Genomic DNA, 17,634 nt, shown 5'->3' with positions numbered 1-17,634 from the left:
CGGCGGTATTACTTCGCGCCGCTGCCCTCAGGCTTGGCCTTTGGCTGGCGGCGTTTGCCTACGTTTTTCGCATCGCGATGACGTACTTTCACCTTGGCTTTTTCTTTGTTCTTTTCTTTGTCTGACGCGCGTTTGGCCAGTACCTTCTTCGAAGGCTTGCCGTTGCTCTTTTCGCTTGGCACTTTGGTTGATGGACGCAGCTCATCGATCACGCGTGCTTTCAGCGGCTCGTTCAGATAACGGCCCACTTTGCCCAGCAGCAGGTGGTCGTGTGCTTCAACCAACGAAATTGCGGTGCCCTTGCGCCCGGCACGACCGGTACGGCCGATACGGTGCAGATAGGTATCTGCGGTGCGCGGCATGTCGAAGTTGAACACGTGGGTGATATCCAGGATATCCAGACCACGGGCGGCAACGTCGGTTGCGACCAGCACGTTCACACGGCCGTCCATCATACGTTTTACCGCTTCGTTGCGCTTGGCCTGCACCATTTCGCCTTCGAGGTAACAGGTGTTGATGCCTGCCTCGCGCAGCCAGCCGGCCAGCTCATGCACACGCTCACGTTTGCGCACGAAGATAACGGATTTCTGCACGTCCGGTTGCTGCAGCAAGTGCACCAACAGGGCGGTTTTATGCTGTACGTCGTCGGCGCGGTAGTACCATTGCAGGATCTTTTTACGTTCGCGGCGTGACGGATCGGCTTCGACCTCTACCGGTTCTTTCAGAATGCGTTCGGCGAATTCGCGGATGGCATCGCCTTCCAGCGTCGCGGAGAACAGCAGGGTCTGGTTACGCCAGCGGGTCTCGGCGGAAATGGTTTCGATGTCCTGCGCGAAGCCCATGTCGAGCATGCGGTCGGCTTCATCGAGGATCAGCGTCTCTACTGCGCGGCAGTCGAAGTTTTCTTCTTTAATATACTGCAGCAGGCGGCCGGTGGTCGCGACCACCACGTCCTGGTTTTCACTGAAGACTTCCGCGTGGTTCATATAGGCGACGCCGCCGGTGATGGTGGCGATATCCAGCGAAGTATGAGCAGCCAGTTCACGAGCCTGATCGGCTACCTGCATCGCCAGCTCGCGCGTCGGAGTCAGGATCAGTACGCGCGGTGGGCCGGACTTCTTACGTGGGAAGTCGAGCAGATGTTGCAATACCGGCAGCAAAAATGCCGCGGTCTTGCCGGTGCCGGTTGGCGCCGAACCCAATACGTCGCGCCCATCCATCGCAGGCGGGATCGCCTCGGCTTGAATGGCGGTTGGGCGTTCGTAGCCTTTATCGCGCAGGGCGTTTATCAGGCGTTCATCGAGTTCGAGTTCGGAAAAATTGGTTACTGTCATGGTCTACCTCTACTTGGGGCGCCGATTATAGACGGGTTGGCCGCGTTCTTCACCTATTTAAGCGGAAAGCATCTCTTTTCCCAAAAATCAGATTGCCTTATGCTACGCCAGTTTTGTCTTCAGGTGGTTATTGTGAGTACTCAATCGAAAGCAAATTTCACCCCGCGTCGCGGTGGTTTTACCTTTAAGCAGTTTTTTGTTGCTCACGATCGCTGTGCAATGAAGGTGGGCACCGATGGCGTGCTGCTCGGCGCATGGGCGCCCTTGGCGCAGGCGCAACGCGTGCTGGATATCGGCAGCGGTAGCGGACTGATCGCGCTGATGTTGGCACAGCGTTCAGCCGAGTCCGTGCTGATTGACGCCGTGGAGCTGGACGAGGCTGCCGCCGCGCAGGCGCGTGACAACGCTCAGGAATCGCCTTGGCCTGAGCGTATCCGGGTGCATGCGCAGGACATTCATCATTATGCCCAGCACCATGCCGGCCAATACGACCTGATCGTCAGCAACCCGCCATATTTTGAGCCGGCTGTCGCCTGCCGGGACCAGGCTCGTCACAACGCGCGTTATACTGAAACGCTTACCCACGATGCTTTGCTGGAAAGCGCGGAACGGTTGATTGCCCCACAGGGGAATTTTTGCGTAGTGCTGCCGCATGATATTGGTGAGGCCTTTGAAAGTAATGCACAACGCCGTGGATGGCATACTGCGCAACGGCTGAACGTCAGCGATCGCGCCGATACGCCGTTGCATCGCGTGCTGCTGGCCCTGACCCGTCAACCGACGGAACAAAAAGCGGCGCAAAGCCTGGCGATCAAGCTGGCTGATGGCAGTTACACCGAGGCGTTCCGCCGTTTGATTACCGATTTCTACTTGTTCTATTGAAATGAAAAGGGCGCCACAGTGGGCGCCCTTGCGGTGTCGCTGCTAGGGTTGCAGTATGGTCGGCAGCGCTTCCGGCAGCATATCCGGATAGTCCAGCGTAAAGTGTAACCCACGGCTTTCCTTACGCGCCATGGCGCTGCGTACGATCAATTCCGCCACCTGCACCAGATTTCGCAGCTCCAGCAAATTGTTGGAGATACGGAAGTTGGCGTAGTACTCATCAATTTCCGCCTGCAGCGTATTGATGCGGCGTAGGGCTCGCTCCAACCGTTTAGTGGTGCGCACAATACCCACGTAGTCCCACATAAATAGCCGCAACTCATGCCAGTTGTGCTGAATGACCACTCGTTCATCCGCGTCATCCACCCGGCTCTCATCCCACTGCGGCAGCTGTTTCGCCAGCTTGATAAACGGCAGGCGCATCTTGATGTCTTCTGCCGCTGACCAGCCGTAAACCAAGCACTCCAGCAGCGAGTTGGACGCCATGCGGTTGGCGCCATGCAGGCCGGTATAGCTGACTTCGCCAATGGCATACAGCCCATCCAGATCGGTACGACCATGCTGATCGACCATTACGCCGCCGCAGGTGTAGTGCGCGGCGGGTACGATAGGGATAGGTTGCGTAGTCAGATCGAAACCCAGCGTCAGCAGTTTTTCATGGATCATCGGGAAATGCTGAGTAATGAATTCAGCCGGTTTATGGCTGATATCCAGATACATGCAGTCCGCTCCCAGGCGCTTCATTTCGTGGTCGATGGCGCGGGCAACGACATCGCGTGGTGCCAGTTCGCCTCGTGGGTCAAAATCGGGCATAAAGCGGCTGCCGTCCGGGCGCTTCAGATAAGCCCCTTCACCGCGCAAGGCTTCGGTCAGCAGGAAGTTACGTGCCTGCGGGTGGAACAGGCAGGTCGGGTGAAACTGGTTAAATTCGAGGTTGGCGACCCGGCAGCCTGCGCGCCAGGCCATGGCGATGCCGTCTCCGGAAGAGATATCCGGGTTGGTGGTGTATTGATACACCTTGGCTGCACCACCGGTTGCCAGCACCACCGTTTTGGCACGATAGGTTTCTACCTGCTCCAGCTCGCGGTTCCAGACGTAGGCGCCGACGACTCTGCGGGTGCCCGGCAGGCCGATTTTGTTGGAGGTGATCAGATCGACCGCATTGCGGCGTTCCATCACGCAAATATTGGGGTGGGCGCTTGCTTTCCCTACCAGTGTGGTCTCTACTTCTTTACCTGTAGCATCAGCGGCATGCAGGATACGGCGGTGGCTGTGCCCCCCCTCCCGCGTCAGGTGGTAATGCTCTTCGCCCTGAGCGTTGACTTCGGTGTCGAACAAGACCCCTTGGTCAATCAACCACTGCACGCAGTGGCGGGCATTGCCAGCGATAAACTCAACGGCGTCTCTGTCACACAGGCCGGCTCCGGCAATTAAAGTGTCATCAACGTGTGAGGCAATACTGTCCGTTTCATCGAAAACCGCGGCGATCCCGCCTTGGGCATAGAATGTGGCGCCTTCGTTGAGCGGCCCCTTGCTGAGTACGGTAACCTTGCAATGCTGCGCCAGGCGCAACGCCAGTGACAAGCCCGCAGCACCGCTGCCGACGATCAGTACATCGCTAACATGTTCAGATGATGGTTGCATAACGTATGATGTGTGCAGAAGAAGAGTGAAATTCATGTTAGCCTAATTGTCCGGGCAAAAGCCACGGATGGGTGACATCAACATAAAAAACAATGGCAATACGGAACTTCGCGTTCTGTATGAACTCCAAGCGAGTGCTTGCTCAGGAAAATAATGTATGGCTGGCAGTACAATTTTACGCGTGGAGACGGATTTGGGGAGAGTTTACCTCGGATGAGCGAGCAGTTAACGGATCAAGTTCTGGTTGAGCGGGTCCAAAAGGGCGATCAGAAATCGTTTAACTTACTGGTAATTCGTTACCAGCATAAAGTTGCGAGTCTGGTTTCCCGGTATGTACCGCAGGGCGATGTGCCGGATGTGGTGCAGGAGTCGTTTATTAAAGCCTATCGCGCACTGGAATCATTCCGTGGGGATAGCGCTTTCTATACCTGGTTGTATCGAATCGCCGTGAACACGGCAAAGAATTATTTGGTTGCTCAGGGCCGTCGTCCGCCATCCAGCGATGTGGATGCCAACGACGCAGAAAATTACGAAAGTGCGGGTGCACTGAAAGAAATTTCGAACCCTGAGAACTTAATGTTGTCAGAAGAGCTGAGACAGATAGTTTTCCGTACCATTGAGTCTCTCCCTGAGGATCTTCGCATGGCGATTACCCTGCGGGAGCTGGATGGTCTAAGCTACGAAGAGATAGCGGCCATCATGGATTGCCCGGTCGGAACCGTACGTTCGCGTATTTTCCGCGCCAGGGAGGCTATCGATAATAAAGTTCAACCGCTGATTCAACGTTAGCAATGGCGGACACAGGAAGGGTACTTAGGCATGCAGAAAGAAAAGCTTTCCGCTCTGATGGATGGAGAATCGCTCGACAGCGAGCTACTGAGTTCATTGTCTAAAGACAGGGCGCTTCAACAAAGCTGGCAGAGCTATCACCTGATACGTGACACAATACGGGGTGATATCGGGCAAGTCATGCATTCCGATATCGCAGATCGTGTTGCTGCTGCACTTGAGAAAGAACCCGCACGTCTGGTTCCTTCTGCCGTGCCGGAGTCTCAGCCGCAACCGCACACCTGGCAGAAAATGCCGTTCTGGGACAAAGTTCGTCCTTGGGCCAGCCAGATCACACAGATTGGCATGGCGGCCTGCGTGTCGCTCGCGGTGATTGTCGGCGTTCAGCAGTACAACCAGCCGGCTGAGCAATCGGCTGCCGCTGAATCACCAGCGTTCACTACCCTGCCAATCATGGGGCAGGCGTCACCGGTTAGCCTCGGCGTGCCGGCAGACAGTTTCTCTACCGGCAGCGGACAACAGCAGCAGGTGCAGGAACAGCGCAAACGCATTAACGCTATGCTGCAAGATTATGAGTTGCAACGTCGTTTGCATTCTGATCAGCTGCAGCTTGAGCAAAGCACACCACAACAGGCTGCCGTTCAGGTTCCCGGAACTCAGTCTTTAGGAATGCAACAGCAGTAATGAAGCAAATTTGGTTCTCCGTCTGTCTATTGACGGGCAGCCTGCTCTACTCAAGCATCGCCCCGGCGCAGCCCACTGCGTCCGGGGCGTTGTTGCAACAGATGAGCAGTGCCAGCCGTTCGCTCAATTATGAACTCGCCTATATCAGCATCAGCAAGCAGGGGATTGAATCGCTGCGTTATCGTCATGCGGTGATCGATCAATTGCCGCTCGGTCAATTGCTGCATATGGATGGTCCACGTCGTGAAGTGTTACAGCGCGGCGGCGGGATCAGCTATTTCGAACCCGGTTTGGAACCCTTTACGCTGTCCGGCGATCATATCGTCGATGCGTTGCCGGCGATTGTTTATGCCGATTTCAGCCGCCTGGCGAAATATTACGATTTCATCTCCGTTGGCAGCACCCGTATTTCCGATCGTCCCTGCGAAGTGATCCGCGTGGTTGCGCGTGATGGCTCGCGCTATAGCTATATAGTCTGGATGGACGAAGATACCAAGCTGCCACTGCGGGTGGATCTGATCGATCGCGACGGCGAAACGCTGGAGCAATATCGGGTGATTTCGTTCGTGGTCGGGCCGCAAGTGCAGGGCGTGATGGAAGGGCTGATCAAAGCTAACCTGCCACCATTGCTGTCGCTGCCTGCGGTAGATAAAATCAAGCTGAGCTGGAGCACGGGCTGGTTACCGGCTGGGGTGGACGAGGTGGCGCGTAATCGCCGTAAACTGCCGAATGTGACAGAGCCGGTAGAGTCACGGCTTTACAGCGATGGTTTATTCAGCTTCTCGGTCAATATCAGCCCTGCGGGCAGCGGTGCGGGCCAGCAGTATTATCGTCAGGGTCGACGCACGATTCAAACCGAAGTGCGTAACGGCAATGAAATTACCATTGTTGGCGAATTACCGCCGGCAACGGCCAAACGTATTGCAGACAGTATTTCCTTCAAGGTATCACCACAATGATGAAAGAGTGGGCCACGGTCGTTTCGTGGCAACAGGGCGTGGCGCTGTTGCGTTGTGAGCCGAAAGCCGGATGCGGCAGCTGCACTGCTCGCTCTGGATGCGGTGCGCGCGCGTTAAACGAATTGGTGCCGGAAACCGAACACCAACTGCAGGTACGCATTGAGCAGCCGCTCGAGCCGGGTCAACGCGTCGAAGTAGGCATTGCAGAAGGCAGCTTGCTGCGTTCTGCGATGCTGGTTTATCTGACGCCGCTGGTGGGAATGATGCTGGGTGGCAGCCTGTTGCAATACTGGCTGGGTACTGACGCTTCTGCCGCGCTCGGTGCCTTGCTTGGCGGTGGCCTGGCTTTTATTCTGGCGCGTGGTCTGGCTCATCGTCTCGGCGAGCAAGCCAATTACCAACCTGTCGTTTTGCAAATTGGTTTACCGCCTGGGGCCATGCGCCTGCAGACGGAAAACGAACCTCTGCGTTAAAACTTCGGCCGCGTCACCGCCGGTTATGGTAGGCGGGGATGCGGCTGTAGATCATATGCTCTAACAGTGCGACAAACAGGTCTGCGCTGAGCAGCGAAAAATACCCTATCGTAAACAACGCATTCCCCTGGTTATCCAGCAGTCGAATGGTGCCACGTCGTGGATTATTCTCGAGTTCACGGATCTGTTCAATCGGGATTGATCCTTGTGCCGTGATAACCGCAGTTGCGCTCAACTGTAGCGTTTGAACCTGTTTTCCTTGTCGGTTTCCGGGCAATAAATGATTCAGCCAGCGAGCTCCGCAGCTGAGATAGTGAAACGACAGCACTTCCCCCTGATACAACGCATTCAGCGCCAGCGGCCCACGTTGCTGGATCTGCTGATTAATAATGGTATCCGCCAGCCGCCAGGAGTGAGACAGGTTGCTGAACACCGGGTACCAGGGGTGTTCAGCCGAGGCACGAAATGCCATTACGTCGAATAGCCCGCCAAACAGGCGCCCGCCGCGAAAACGATAAATATCCCCAATTTTTTCAAAGGGGATAAAGCGTTCTTTGTGACTATGTTGGTTTATCACCCTAACGCCATGTTCGTACAGACGGTAAGTCACCGCTGGCCGCAGATAGTGGCGTAGCGCCAGAAGAATACAGCCGAGTACAATAGTGGCTGCGCCGGTTTGCAGTAGGGTCAGTATTGCATTTTCATCCATATTGCTCAGCAGCGGCAGCAACAGCAGCGCCGCACCAATGGTTAACAGCAGCGCCGCTGCCGTCAGAATGCCCCAATTGACCTTAGAAAAATCGTGCCGGCTCAGCATTTGCCCTTTATCGATCATTTTGCACCTTCCAATCAATACGTAGAGATATGCTGGTGAACCCCGGTGGGCATGCCGATGTAGTGCCCTGAATTATGTTTTGTCACGGTGTTCACCTTCATTTCTATAGAAGCTACCGGGAGGCGTATATGGGTTTTTTCCTAAAGCCGGAGGGGTAGACTGCAATTCTAAGATATTGATCCAGATATTATTTAATCAATAACTCGGAGAGGGTTTATTGCGTTATTGGCGGTTATGTATTACTACCGGATCCCGCCGATGGCGGAGAAAGAAATGCAGAGGGCAACGGCTGTTGCAACGCGGTGTTGTGAGCACGCTGAGTTTTGTTAACATCAGCTTTCATAACCCGGGGCGCCCTGTAACATTAAAGTGCACATAATAGAATGCCTTCACTGCACCGATCGCTAGGTTTTCAGTGTTGTGACATGTAGAATGCAGCGATTCAGGCGCAAGACGGCCGAACCCATTCACTGTCGCTTTAGGTCCATGCGGGTTTCTATAGGCGAGTAATTCAGAAATACCAAGGCAGAAAAACTTTTATAATGAAGCATATACGAAATTTCTCCATTATTGCCCACATTGACCACGGTAAGTCGACGCTGTCCGACCGCATCATTCAAATTTGCGGTGGCTTGACCGAACGTGAAATGGCCGCGCAGGTGCTCGATTCTATGGATCTGGAGCGCGAGCGCGGTATTACCATCAAAGCGCAGAGCGTCACGCTGGATTATAAAGCGCAGGACGGTCAAACCTATCAGCTCAACTTTATCGACACCCCAGGGCACGTTGACTTCTCTTACGAAGTTTCGCGCTCACTGGCCGCCTGTGAGGGCGCGCTGCTGGTGGTCGATGCCGGGCAGGGCGTAGAAGCTCAGACTCTGGCTAACTGTTACACCGCGCTGGATATGGATCTGGAAGTGGTGCCGGTACTGAACAAAATTGACTTGCCGGCTGCCGATCCTGACCGCGCCGCGCAGGAAATTGAAGATATCGTTGGCATCGATGCGACCGACGCGGTGCGTTGTTCCGCCAAAACCGGTGTTGGCGTGCCGGAAGTGCTCGAACGCCTGGTGCGCGATATCCCGGGGCCGCAAGGCGATCCGGATGCGCCACTGCAGGCCCTGATCATCGACTCCTGGTTCGATAACTACCTGGGCGTAGTTTCCCTGGTGCGCGTTAAAAACGGCACCATGCGCAAGGGCGACAAGATTAAAGTCATGAGCACCGGCCAAACCTACAACGCCGATCGTCTGGGTATCTTCACGCCGAAGCGTGTCGATCGCGACGTGTTGAACTGTGGCGAAGTAGGCTGGTTGGTCTGCGCAATCAAAGACATCCTCGGTGCGCCGGTGGGTGATACCCTGACGTTGGCGCGGCAGCCGGCAGACAAAGCCTTGCCGGGCTTCAAAAAAGTGAAGCCGCAGGTTTATGCAGGCCTGTTCCCGATCAGCTCCGACGACTATGAGTCCTTCCGCGATGCGTTGGGCAAGCTGAGCCTGAACGATGCCTCCCTGTTCTATGAGCCAGAGAGCTCCACCGCGCTGGGCTTCGGCTTCCGTTGTGGCTTCCTCGGCCTGCTGCACATGGAGATCATCCAGGAACGTCTGGAACGTGAATACGATCTGGAGCTGATCACCACCGCACCGACGGTAGTGTATGAAGTGGAAACAACCAGCAAAGAGACGATTTACGTTGATAGCCCGTCCAAGCTGCCGCCACTGAACAATATCGAAGAGTTGCGTGAGCCGATCGCCGAATGTCACATGCTGATGCCGCAGGAATTCCTGGGTAACGTCATCACGCTGTGTATCGAAAAACGCGGCGTGCAAACCAACATGGTTTATCACGGCAATCAGGTTGCGCTGACTTACGAAATCCCGATGGCGGAAGTGGTACTCGACTTCTTCGACCGTCTGAAGTCTACGTCACGCGGTTATGCGTCGCTGGATTACAACTTCAAGCGCTTCCAGACCTCTGACATGGTGCGTGTCGACGTGCTGATCAACAACGAGCGTGTGGATGCGCTGGCGCTGATTACCCACCGCGACAATGCGCAATACCGTGGCCGCGAGCTGGTGGAGAAGATGAAAGAGCTGATCCCGCGTCAGCAGTTCGACATCGCCATTCAGGCGGCGATCGGCACCCATATCATCGCGCGCTCCACGGTGAAGCAGCTGCGTAAAAACGTTCTGGCAAAATGCTACGGCGGCGACGTCAGCCGTAAGAAGAAGCTGCTGCAGAAACAGAAAGACGGTAAGAAACGTATGAAGCAGGTCGGTAACGTAGAGTTGCCGCAAGAAGCGTTCCTGGCCATTCTGCACGTTGGCAAAGACAGTAAGTAAGAGCGATAAGTTCGCGTAACTAGGGAGTTTGCATGGCGAATATGTTTGCCCTGATCCTGGCGCTGGCAACGTTGGTCACCGGGATCATTTGGGCCTTTGAGCGCTTTAGATGGGCGCCTGCCCGCCGCGCCAAGATTGCGGCGGTGAATGCGCAGACTGCGGGTGCCGTGGACGACAAAACGCTGGCCAAAGTGGCAAAGCAGCCGGGTTGGATTGAAACTGGCGCGTCGGTGTTCCCGGTGTTGCTGCTGGTCTTTGTGGTGCGTTCGTTTATTTACGAACCTTTCCAGATCCCGTCCGGTTCGATGATGCCGACGTTGTTGATTGGCGATTTTATTCTGGTGGAGAAATATGCCTACGGCATTAAAGATCCTATTACCCAGACCACGCTAATTGAAACCGGCCATCCGAAACGCGGTGATATTGCGGTATTTAAATATCCGTTGGATCCTAAACTGGATTATATCAAGCGCGTAGTCGGCCTGCCGGGCGACCGTGTAAGTTACGATCCGGTCAATAAGCGCGTAACCGTTCAGCCATCCTGTAATAGCGGTCAGTCATGCGATACCGCATTAGCGGTGACTTACAACGATGCGCAGCCAAGCGACTTTGTTCAATTGTTCAGCCGCAGCGGTATGGGCGAAGCCAGCAATGGCTTTTACCAGATCCCACTGAGCGACAACGTGCCGCAGGGCGGTATCCGTCTGCGTGAACGCCAGGAGACGCTGGGCTCGGTTTCTCACCATATTCTGACCGTGCCAGGCACGCAGGATCAGGTGGGCGCTTACTACCAGCAGCCGGGTAAACAGTTGGCGGAATGGGTTGTGCCGGCGGGTCATTACTTCATGATGGGTGATAACCGCGACAACAGCGCCGACAGCCGTTACTGGGGCTTCGTACCGGAGAAAAATCTGGTGGGTAAAGCCACGGCTATCTGGATGAGTTTTGAAAAGCAGGAAGGCGAATGGCCTACCGGCGTAAGATTTAGCCGCATCGGTGGAATTCATTAATCAGGCGTCTATAAACGCAGCATTATATTTCCACTCGTTGTAGAATACCGGCTCGAGCGATAAAAAGTTGGCTCCCTGTTGGGAGCCACTGCAAACGAAACAGCTTTGGATTGGCTTTCGGCGAAGCAGGCCTGTTCCGTATGCTGCAAGTTTTTGACGCATTCTTGATCTATTGGTAACTCATGAACCCCATCGTAATAAATAGGCTACAGCGGAAGCTGGGCTACACTTTTCAACAGCAGGAGCTCTTACTGCAAGCGTTAACTCACCGTAGCGCCAGCAGTAAACACAATGAACGTCTTGAGTTTCTGGGTGACTCTATTCTTAGTTTTGTCATCGCCAATGCGCTCTATCATCGTTTTCCTCGCGTAGACGAGGGCGATATGAGCCGCATGCGTGCCACGCTGGTGCGCGGCAATACGCTGGCGGAGATGGGGCGCGAGTTCGATCTGGGCGAGTGCCTTCGCCTCGGGCCGGGTGAGTTGAAAAGTGGTGGATTCCGCCGCGAATCAATCCTGGCGGATACGGTGGAAGCTTTAATTGGCGGCGTGTTCCTGGATAGCGATATTCAAACTGTTGAACGACTGATTTTGGACTGGTATCGCAGCCGGTTGGACGAAATCAGCCCCGGTGATAAGCAGAAAGACCCCAAAACCCGTTTACAGGAGTTTTTGCAAGGTCGTCATCTGCCATTACCTTCTTATCTGGTGGTGCAGGTTCGCGGTGAGGCGCACGATCAGGAGTTTACTATCCACTGTCAGGTGAGTGGTTTGAGCGAACCCGTGATGGGTACCGGCTCAAGCCGTCGTAAAGCCGAGCAGGCGGCAGCGGAACAAGCGCTGAAAAATCTGGAGCTTGAATGAGCGAAGTAAAACAATACTGTGGTTTTATTGCGATAGTCGGTCGTCCCAACGTGGGCAAATCCACGTTGCTGAACCAACTGCTGGGGCAAAAAGTCTCCATCACCTCGCGTAAACCGCAGACGACCCGTCACCGCATTATGGGTATCGACACCGATGGCGCCTATCAGGCCATTTACGTCGATACCCCGGGTCTGCACATCGAAGAAAAGCGCGCCATCAACCGTTTGATGAACCGCGCCGCCAGCAGCTCAATCGGCGACGTCGAGCTGGTGATCTTCGTAGTTGAAGGCACTAACTGGACCGCCGACGATGAAATGGTGGTCAACAAACTGCGCAGCCTGAAATGCCCGGTTGTGCTGGCGATCAACAAGGTCGACAACGTCACCGACAAGTCCAAGCTGTTGCCGCACATTGCGTTCCTCAGCCAACAGATGAACTTCCTCGATGTGGTGCCAATCTCTGCGGAGAAAGGCATGAATGTCGATACCATCGCCGCTATCGCGCGCAAGGTATTGCCGGAAGCGGAACACCACTTCCCGGACGATTACATCACCGACCGTTCCCAGCGCTTTATGGCGTCGGAAATCATCCGTGAAAAGCTGATGCGTTTCCTGGGTGAAGAGTTGCCTTACTCGGTGACGGTTGAGATCGAACAGTTTGTGCCGAACGAGCGCGGCGGTTACAACGTGCACGGTCTGATCCTGGTTGAGCGCGAAGGCCAGAAGAAAATGGTCATCGGCAACAAAGGTGCGAAGATCAAAACCATCGGTATCGAAGCCCGTCAGGACATGGAACAGATGTTTGAAACCAAAGTGCATCTGGAACTGTGGGTGAAAGTGAAATCGGGCTGGGCGGACGACGAACGTGCATTGCGTAGCCTGGGCTATACCGACGATCTGAAATAACCTCTCCAATGGACGGCTGGGAGCGCGCTTTCGTCCTGCATGGACGACCGTACAGTGAAACCAGCCTGATGCTGGATATGTTTACGGAAGGTCATGGACGGGTGCGCTTGCTGGCAAAAGGCGCGCGCAGCCGTCGTTCTAATCTGAAGGGTTGTCTGCAGCCCTTTACCCCTCTGTTAGTCCGCTGGGGCGGTCGTGGCGAAGTCAAAACGCTGCGTAACGCCGAAGCGGTGTCCCTAGGTTTACCTCTCAGCGGCATGATGCTGTACAGCGGCCTCTACGTGAATGAGCTGCTGTCACGGGTGCTTGAGCAGGAAGCCAATTACTCGGTATTGTTCTTCGACTATCTGCAATGTTTGCAGGCGCTGGCGGCAGAAGACGTTTCGCCGGAGCAGGCACTGCGCCAGTTCGAATTGGCCTTGCTGAATCACCTGGGTTACGGTCTGGACTTCCTGCACTGCGCCGGCAGCGGTCTGCCGGTCGATGATGGTATGACCTACCGCTACCGTGAGGAAAAAGGCTTTATCGCCAGTCTGGTGGTGGATCACTACAGCTTTACCGGCCGCGAATTACGCGCGCTGGCGGAGCGTCAGTTCCCTGATGTGCAAACCTTGCGTGCCGCCAAGCGTTTTACCCGTATGGCGCTTAAACCCTACCTGGGCGGTAAGCCGCTCAAGAGCCGTGAGCTGTTCCGTCAGTTTGTCCGTAAACAGCCGGATACGCCGGTCGACGACGCCTGACCTTTTCTCCTTTTGCGCTACTGCACCCGCGTGTAAACTACCGCTACTGAAAATCGTTTTTTAGAGGGTTGTCATGGCTGATTTACTGCTGGGCGTCAATATCGATCACATCGCCACGTTACGTAACGCGCGCGGAACCCAATATCCGGATCCGGTTCAGGCGGCATTTATTGCCGAGCAAGCAGGGGCTGACGGGATCACGGTGCACCTGCGCGAAGACCGTCGTCATATCACCGATCGCGATGTTCGCATTTTGCGCCAGACCATCCAGACGCGCATGAATCTGGAAATGGCCGTGACCGATGAAATGGTGGATATCGCCGTTGAGCTGAAACCGCACTTTTGCTGTCTGGTACCGGAAAAGCGCGAAGAAGTGACGACCGAAGGTGGGCTGGACGTTGCCGGGCAGCAGGACAAAATGGCCATCGCCGTTGAACGCTTGGCGCAGGCCGGTATTCTGGTTTCGCTGTTTATCGATCCCGATCATCGCCAAATTGATGCAGCGGTCGCGGTAGGCGCCCCTTACATTGAAATTCATACCGGCGCCTATGCGGAAGCTGAAGGCGAACTGGCGGTCAAAGCCGAGCTGCATCGTATCGCCGTTGCCGCCACCTACGCCGCAGAGAAAGGCCTGAAGGTCAACGCTGGCCACGGCCTGACTTACCATAACGTTCAGCCGATCGCGGCCCTGCCGGAAATGCATGAGCTGAATATCGGTCATGCGATTATCGGCCAGGCGGTCATGTGCGGCCTGCCGGCGGCGGTGACGGATATGAAACTGCTGATGCGTGAAGCGCGCCGCTAATGGCCGTGCTGGGGCTGGGCACCGATATCGTTGAAATGGCGCGCATCGAAGCGGTCGTCGAGCGCAGCGGCGATCGTCTGGCGCGTCGCGTACTGAGCGATGCCGAATGGGAAGTGTATCAGCAGCATCAGCAGCCGGTGCGCTTTCTTGCCAAGCGTTTTGCGGTGAAAGAAGCTGCCGCCAAGGCCTTCGGTACCGGGATACGAAACGGATTGGCGTTTAATCAGTTTGAAGTGTTCAACGACGGTCTCGGCAAGCCGAATATCCGCTTGCATGCTCGCGCCGCCGAGCTGGCGCAGCAAATGGGGGTCACTTCCATTCACGTTTCGCTGGCAGATGAACGCCGTTATGCTTGCGCGACGGTGATTATCGAAGGGTAAGCCGGCGATCGGCCATGAAAAAAAGGGCGCCTGTTGGCGCCCTTGTCGATCTGAATTTCTGTGTCACAGCCGATCGGCATGATGCAGCACCACAAATTTGTCCCACAGCTGTTCGTTGGTTTCGCGGTGCTCTGGATTGACGATAATGGTGTTGTCGATCGGGCACACCTGCTGACAGGTTGGGATATCGTAATGACCGACGCATTCGGTACAGCGATCGGTATCGATCTGGTAGATATCATCGCCCATCGAAATGGCCTGATTTGGGCATTCCGGTTCACACATGTCGCAGTTGATGCATTTTTTGGTAATCAGCAGTGCCATTTCAGTTATCTTTTAATCGGTGCACACGAACAGGCGCGCAATCTATCATAAAGCCCATTTTATTGGGCGTTTTTCCACCGGCGCCCGCCAATGCGTTGCTGCAGAGCGCTCACCCCTTGAGATGGCCGTCATAATAACTCTGGCGGGTCATTGGCCAACTGATCGAAATCAACCATTTCCTGACCATTGAAAGTAGGCCGCTTACCAGGCCCTGCTACTCGCGTATTCAGTTCTGGATGAGTCACGACTATGCCTGCCTGTCGGGCAAAAAGACGGATAAACTCAAAGGCACTGTGTGGCTCGTCAACAAAGATACGTTGGCGATCGGTATCAGAAAGCACCAAGAGCGGGACTTCGTAATTCTGTCGTGTATCGCCGCTATGTCGCAGATACACTTTGCCATCAATAGTTCGCTGAGAGAGACCGTGATCAGAGAAATAGATTAATTTAAACGGTGAATGGGTATCTTGCAGCATTTGGTAAGTATGTTCGATGAACCTATCCGTCTTGCGGTAGGTGGAAAGGTAGCAGGCGAGCTCAGTATTGCTGCTGGTGAAAACCGGCGGCTCACCACCGAGTCGTTCGCAAAAGTCAGAATGCGAACCCATAATATGCAGAACATATAGGTTCCCCGGTGAGTTGTTAGCCAACGCGGTTTGTAACAATGGCAGCAGTTCATCATCATCGGTGTTACGCGATTGATAATCTCCTTTTTTCAGGAACTGATATTCATCACTGAACATGGCTATTTTGGATACCGGTGCATCAAATTGACCAAGCAGTCCCTGATTGGAAAACCAATAAGTATGTAATCCTGCTGCTTTTGCCAACGTGACAATATTATCTGAGATATAGCTGATTTTTCCGTCGCTCAGTGCCAGAGTTCTCGGCAGGGATTCGAAGGTGTTCGGCGCGGTAGAAATATAATTACTGTAAAAGGTGCCGTTTACGCGATCCAAAAATGGGGTCGTTGACGTCGGGTACCCAAATAAGGACATATAATCCCTGCGCATGCTCTCACCCACTATAATGACATAGTTAGTCTGATTACTATTTACGCTATCAATAGTCCAGCGGGGCTCGGCCAGCATGCCGGCATTGATTTCTATCATTTGCCGATTATAACTTTGGTATGAGGACATCAATGAGGAAAAGAAATCTATCAACTTAATATTTCCGGCGTTTCCACTGAGTATTCTGGCAAACAGTACCACAATTAAAATCAGAAAAAACGGCATAGCCTTACGCGCCGAGAGCGGTTGACGCCAGCAATAGCGGGCGAGAAGAAACAGCATCATCAGTGTAGCGAAGGGTAACAGATAACAGCCTGTCGGTATGGCATGCAGGAATTCAACGGCCTCGACCCTGTTGGTTTGAAACAGCGCCGAGACCACTGCAACGGAAGGTGGGCCATATATCATGCCGACAGGGGCATAGATAGCACAAAGTATAATGTAGGGAATGACCAGGAAATACCGAGTGAGAGGAGAAATAGACAATAATAATAGCGTAAGGGAAATAAAAATAATATCAACCCCTTTCCCGCCGCCGTAGCCCATCGATTTTATTAATATCAACGAAGTGACAACGAAAAGTAATAAATCTCGGAGTGCGTAAAGTGTTACGGATGTGTGGAGTTTATTTAGAATGGCTGTGTGTGTTTTCATTAAGCTCAGTTGTCAATTTATTGCTGTCCATGCCAGTTCAAACCCTGCTCGGAATTTGAACAATAAGAGCCACGTACTCTATTATTAGATAGGTTTTTTATACCTGGATATTTGTGGCTCGGACATTATACGACTCAGACGAGTTTTTTCATTAATTGTTCGCTGTGTTTGATGCGTTCGGGGGCGCGATCGAGATCGTGCTGAATTAAGGCCATAAACAGCAGGTCGGTGAGGGCATATTGAGCGGTACTGGAAGAAATGGCAGCGCTGCGGGTATTGGGCTCTTCGGCAATGGTATACAAACAGTGATCGGCACGTTGCTGCAGGCCGTTGGGTGAAAAACTGGTGAGCGCCAGCACTTTCGCGCCGGCAATGCGGGCTTCTTCCGCCGCCAGATTGATTTCCCGCCGTTCACCGCTGAACGAAATTGCCAGCAATAAATCCCGCTTATCCAGAGCCTGAACCGCCGCCAGCTGAACGTGCATATCCTGCTCGGCTACGGCAATAACGCCGATTTTCAACAGCTTGTATGAGAAGTCCTTGGCGACCAATCCGGAAGCGCCGATCCCCAATAAAATGACCCTCCTCGCCTGACGCAGCATTTCCAACGCTTGATGCAGGCGCTCTTCACTGTTGATATCCAGCGTGGCGCGCAGTGCAGCCTGCTTTTCCACCAACAGTTTTTCGCCGACGGCTTTCAATGAGTCGCTGCTGAGGATCTGGTTATGCACCGTGACCACAGGTTCTTTCTGCGGCTGGGCTAGCGTTTCACTCAGCGCCAACTTTAGCGCCGGGAAGCCTTTGTAGCCCATCTTCTGAGCAAACTTCACCACGCTCGACTGGCTGATGCCGGCCAGTTGAGCCAGCTTCTGCGAACTGAGATGGCGTGCCTGCTCCGCGTTATGCAGCAGAAAGTCCGCCAGCTTGCGGTCATTTTGAGCCAGCGTTGGATACATCTGGCGAATACGAAGAAGGGTACTCATTCATTTTTCCCTTGA

Annotated in this window: 17 protein-coding genes and 1 pseudogene; 12 read left to right on the top strand and 6 right to left on the bottom strand. The window is 54.2% G+C overall.

What is annotated here, in order from left to right:
- Positions 1–8: 8 nt before the first annotated feature.
- Positions 9–1,334: an ATP-dependent RNA helicase SrmB gene (gene srmB, locus EBA31_RS19950; RefSeq protein WP_020828264.1), complete on the bottom strand. Its 1,326-nt coding sequence runs from the start codon at positions 1,332–1,334 to the stop codon at positions 9–11.
- 99 nt (positions 1,335–1,433) lie between these two features.
- On the opposite strand from srmB, the gene EBA31_RS19945 reads away from it, so the two are divergent.
- A complete protein-coding gene (locus tag EBA31_RS19945) occupies positions 1,434–2,216 on the top strand; it encodes a tRNA1(Val) (adenine(37)-N6)-methyltransferase (protein WP_122080039.1) in 783 nt (260 codons plus the stop codon).
- A gap of 42 nt (positions 2,217–2,258) precedes the next feature.
- Here the strand turns inward: EBA31_RS19945 and nadB are convergent, their stop codons facing one another.
- Positions 2,259–3,860: an L-aspartate oxidase gene (gene nadB, locus EBA31_RS19940; RefSeq protein WP_020828262.1), complete on the bottom strand. Its 1,602-nt coding sequence runs from the start codon at positions 3,858–3,860 to the stop codon at positions 2,259–2,261.
- 213 nt (positions 3,861–4,073) lie between these two features.
- Between nadB and rpoE the strand changes: the two genes are divergently transcribed.
- The 4 genes from rpoE to rseC are packed head-to-tail and all read left to right on the top strand — an operon-like array spanning position 4,074 to position 6,765.
- Positions 4,074–4,649, top strand: a complete 576-nt coding sequence (rpoE, locus tag EBA31_RS19935) for an RNA polymerase sigma factor RpoE (RefSeq protein WP_012146382.1) — start codon at positions 4,074–4,076, stop codon at positions 4,647–4,649.
- Positions 4,650–4,679: 30 nt separating this feature from the next.
- Positions 4,680–5,333: an anti-sigma-E factor RseA gene (gene rseA / locus EBA31_RS19930; RefSeq protein WP_122080038.1), complete on the top strand. Its 654-nt coding sequence runs from the start codon at positions 4,680–4,682 to the stop codon at positions 5,331–5,333.
- The gene (gene rseB, locus EBA31_RS19925; RefSeq protein ID WP_020828260.1) at positions 5,333–6,292 is read left to right on the top strand and encodes a sigma-E factor regulatory protein RseB; all 960 of its coding nucleotides are present in this window, start codon (positions 5,333–5,335) and stop codon (positions 6,290–6,292) included. Before rseA ends, rseB begins: the two co-directional genes overlap by 1 nt.
- Complete coding sequence (rseC, locus tag EBA31_RS19920; protein ID WP_046372820.1) at positions 6,289–6,765, top strand: SoxR-reducing system protein RseC; 477 nt, start codon at positions 6,289–6,291, stop codon at positions 6,763–6,765. The genes rseB and rseC overlap by 4 nt, the downstream gene beginning before the upstream one ends.
- On the opposite strand, the pseudogene EBA31_RS19915 reads toward rseC, so the two are convergent.
- Positions 6,762–7,600: pseudogene (locus tag EBA31_RS19915) on the bottom strand (hypothetical protein). The gene rseC and the pseudogene EBA31_RS19915 overlap by 4 nt on opposite strands.
- A 542-nt stretch (positions 7,601–8,142) precedes the next feature.
- Between EBA31_RS19915 and lepA the strand changes: the two are divergent.
- From lepA to acpS, 7 genes are all read left to right on the top strand, one after another.
- Positions 8,143–9,942, top strand: a complete 1,800-nt coding sequence (gene lepA / locus EBA31_RS19910) for a translation elongation factor 4 (RefSeq protein WP_020828257.1) — start codon at positions 8,143–8,145, stop codon at positions 9,940–9,942.
- A 32-nt stretch (positions 9,943–9,974) separates the two neighbouring features.
- Positions 9,975–10,952, top strand: a complete 978-nt coding sequence (gene lepB, locus EBA31_RS19905; RefSeq protein WP_122080036.1) for a signal peptidase I — start codon at positions 9,975–9,977, stop codon at positions 10,950–10,952.
- Between the two features lie 182 nt (positions 10,953–11,134).
- Positions 11,135–11,815 carry a ribonuclease III gene (gene rnc / locus EBA31_RS19900; RefSeq protein ID WP_041414862.1) on the top strand — a complete coding sequence of 227 codons (681 nt, stop codon included), beginning with the start codon at positions 11,135–11,137 and terminating at the stop codon, positions 11,813–11,815.
- Complete coding sequence (gene era, locus EBA31_RS19895) at positions 11,812–12,720, top strand: GTPase Era (protein WP_020828254.1); 909 nt, start codon at positions 11,812–11,814, stop codon at positions 12,718–12,720. Before rnc ends, era begins: the two co-directional genes overlap by 4 nt.
- An 8-nt stretch (positions 12,721–12,728) precedes the next feature.
- Positions 12,729–13,460: a DNA repair protein RecO gene (recO, locus tag EBA31_RS19890; protein WP_020828253.1), complete on the top strand. Its 732-nt coding sequence runs from the start codon at positions 12,729–12,731 to the stop codon at positions 13,458–13,460.
- A gap of 73 nt (positions 13,461–13,533) precedes the next feature.
- The gene (gene pdxJ, locus EBA31_RS19885; RefSeq protein WP_020828252.1) at positions 13,534–14,265 is read left to right on the top strand and encodes a pyridoxine 5'-phosphate synthase; all 732 of its coding nucleotides are present in this window, start codon (positions 13,534–13,536) and stop codon (positions 14,263–14,265) included.
- Complete coding sequence (gene acpS / locus EBA31_RS19880) at positions 14,265–14,645, top strand: holo-ACP synthase (protein WP_020828251.1); 381 nt, start codon at positions 14,265–14,267, stop codon at positions 14,643–14,645. The genes pdxJ and acpS overlap by 1 nt, the downstream gene beginning before the upstream one ends.
- 63 nt (positions 14,646–14,708) lie before the next feature.
- On the opposite strand, the gene EBA31_RS19875 is transcribed toward acpS, so the two are convergent.
- From EBA31_RS19875 to EBA31_RS19865, 3 genes are all read right to left on the bottom strand, one after another.
- Positions 14,709–14,969, bottom strand: a complete 261-nt coding sequence (locus tag EBA31_RS19875; protein WP_044554541.1) for a YfhL family 4Fe-4S dicluster ferredoxin — start codon at positions 14,967–14,969, stop codon at positions 14,709–14,711.
- A 128-nt stretch (positions 14,970–15,097) separates the two neighbouring features.
- Positions 15,098–16,636 carry a phosphoethanolamine transferase gene (locus tag EBA31_RS19870; protein ID WP_122080035.1) on the bottom strand — a complete coding sequence of 513 codons (1,539 nt, stop codon included), beginning with the start codon at positions 16,634–16,636 and terminating at the stop codon, positions 15,098–15,100.
- A gap of 134 nt (positions 16,637–16,770) precedes the next feature.
- A complete protein-coding gene (locus EBA31_RS19865; protein ID WP_041414843.1) occupies positions 16,771–17,619 on the bottom strand; it encodes a MurR/RpiR family transcriptional regulator in 849 nt (282 codons plus the stop codon).
- Positions 17,620–17,634: the final 15 nt, after the last annotated feature.

The sequence above is a fragment of the Serratia sp. P2ACOL2 genome, from assembly GCF_003691565.1.
GTDB lineage: Bacteria > Pseudomonadota > Gammaproteobacteria > Enterobacterales > Enterobacteriaceae > Serratia > Serratia liquefaciens.
Note: the sequence above shows the minus strand (reverse complement) of the source record. Positions and strands in the feature narration are given on the sequence as shown.

Coding starts and splice junctions, on each gene's coding strand:
- EBA31_RS19875 (WP_044554541.1), bottom strand. CDS start 14,969: ATGGCACTGCTGATTACCAAAAAATGCATCAACTGCGACATGTGTGAA.
- EBA31_RS19865 (WP_041414843.1), bottom strand. CDS start 17,619: ATGAGTACCCTTCTTCGTATTCGCCAGATGTATCCAACGCTGGCTCAA.
- rnc (WP_041414862.1), top strand. CDS start 11,135: ATGAACCCCATCGTAATAAATAGGCTACAGCGGAAGCTGGGCTACACT.
- rpoE (WP_012146382.1), top strand. CDS start 4,074: ATGAGCGAGCAGTTAACGGATCAAGTTCTGGTTGAGCGGGTCCAAAAG.
- pdxJ (WP_020828252.1), top strand. CDS start 13,534: ATGGCTGATTTACTGCTGGGCGTCAATATCGATCACATCGCCACGTTA.
- rseC (WP_046372820.1), top strand. CDS start 6,289: ATGATGAAAGAGTGGGCCACGGTCGTTTCGTGGCAACAGGGCGTGGCG.
- EBA31_RS19870 (WP_122080035.1), bottom strand. CDS start 16,636: ATGAAAACACACACAGCCATTCTAAATAAACTCCACACATCCGTAACA.
- lepA (WP_020828257.1), top strand. CDS start 8,143: ATGAAGCATATACGAAATTTCTCCATTATTGCCCACATTGACCACGGT.
- acpS (WP_020828251.1), top strand. CDS start 14,265: ATGGCCGTGCTGGGGCTGGGCACCGATATCGTTGAAATGGCGCGCATC.
- srmB (WP_020828264.1), bottom strand. CDS start 1,334: ATGACAGTAACCAATTTTTCCGAACTCGAACTCGATGAACGCCTGATA.
- era (WP_020828254.1), top strand. CDS start 11,812: ATGAGCGAAGTAAAACAATACTGTGGTTTTATTGCGATAGTCGGTCGT.
- recO (WP_020828253.1), top strand. CDS start 12,729: ATGGACGGCTGGGAGCGCGCTTTCGTCCTGCATGGACGACCGTACAGT.
- EBA31_RS19945 (WP_122080039.1), top strand. CDS start 1,434: ATGCTACGCCAGTTTTGTCTTCAGGTGGTTATTGTGAGTACTCAATCG.
- nadB (WP_020828262.1), bottom strand. CDS start 3,860: ATGCAACCATCATCTGAACATGTTAGCGATGTACTGATCGTCGGCAGC.
- rseB (WP_020828260.1), top strand. CDS start 5,333: ATGAAGCAAATTTGGTTCTCCGTCTGTCTATTGACGGGCAGCCTGCTC.
- rseA (WP_122080038.1), top strand. CDS start 4,680: ATGCAGAAAGAAAAGCTTTCCGCTCTGATGGATGGAGAATCGCTCGAC.
- lepB (WP_122080036.1), top strand. CDS start 9,975: ATGGCGAATATGTTTGCCCTGATCCTGGCGCTGGCAACGTTGGTCACC.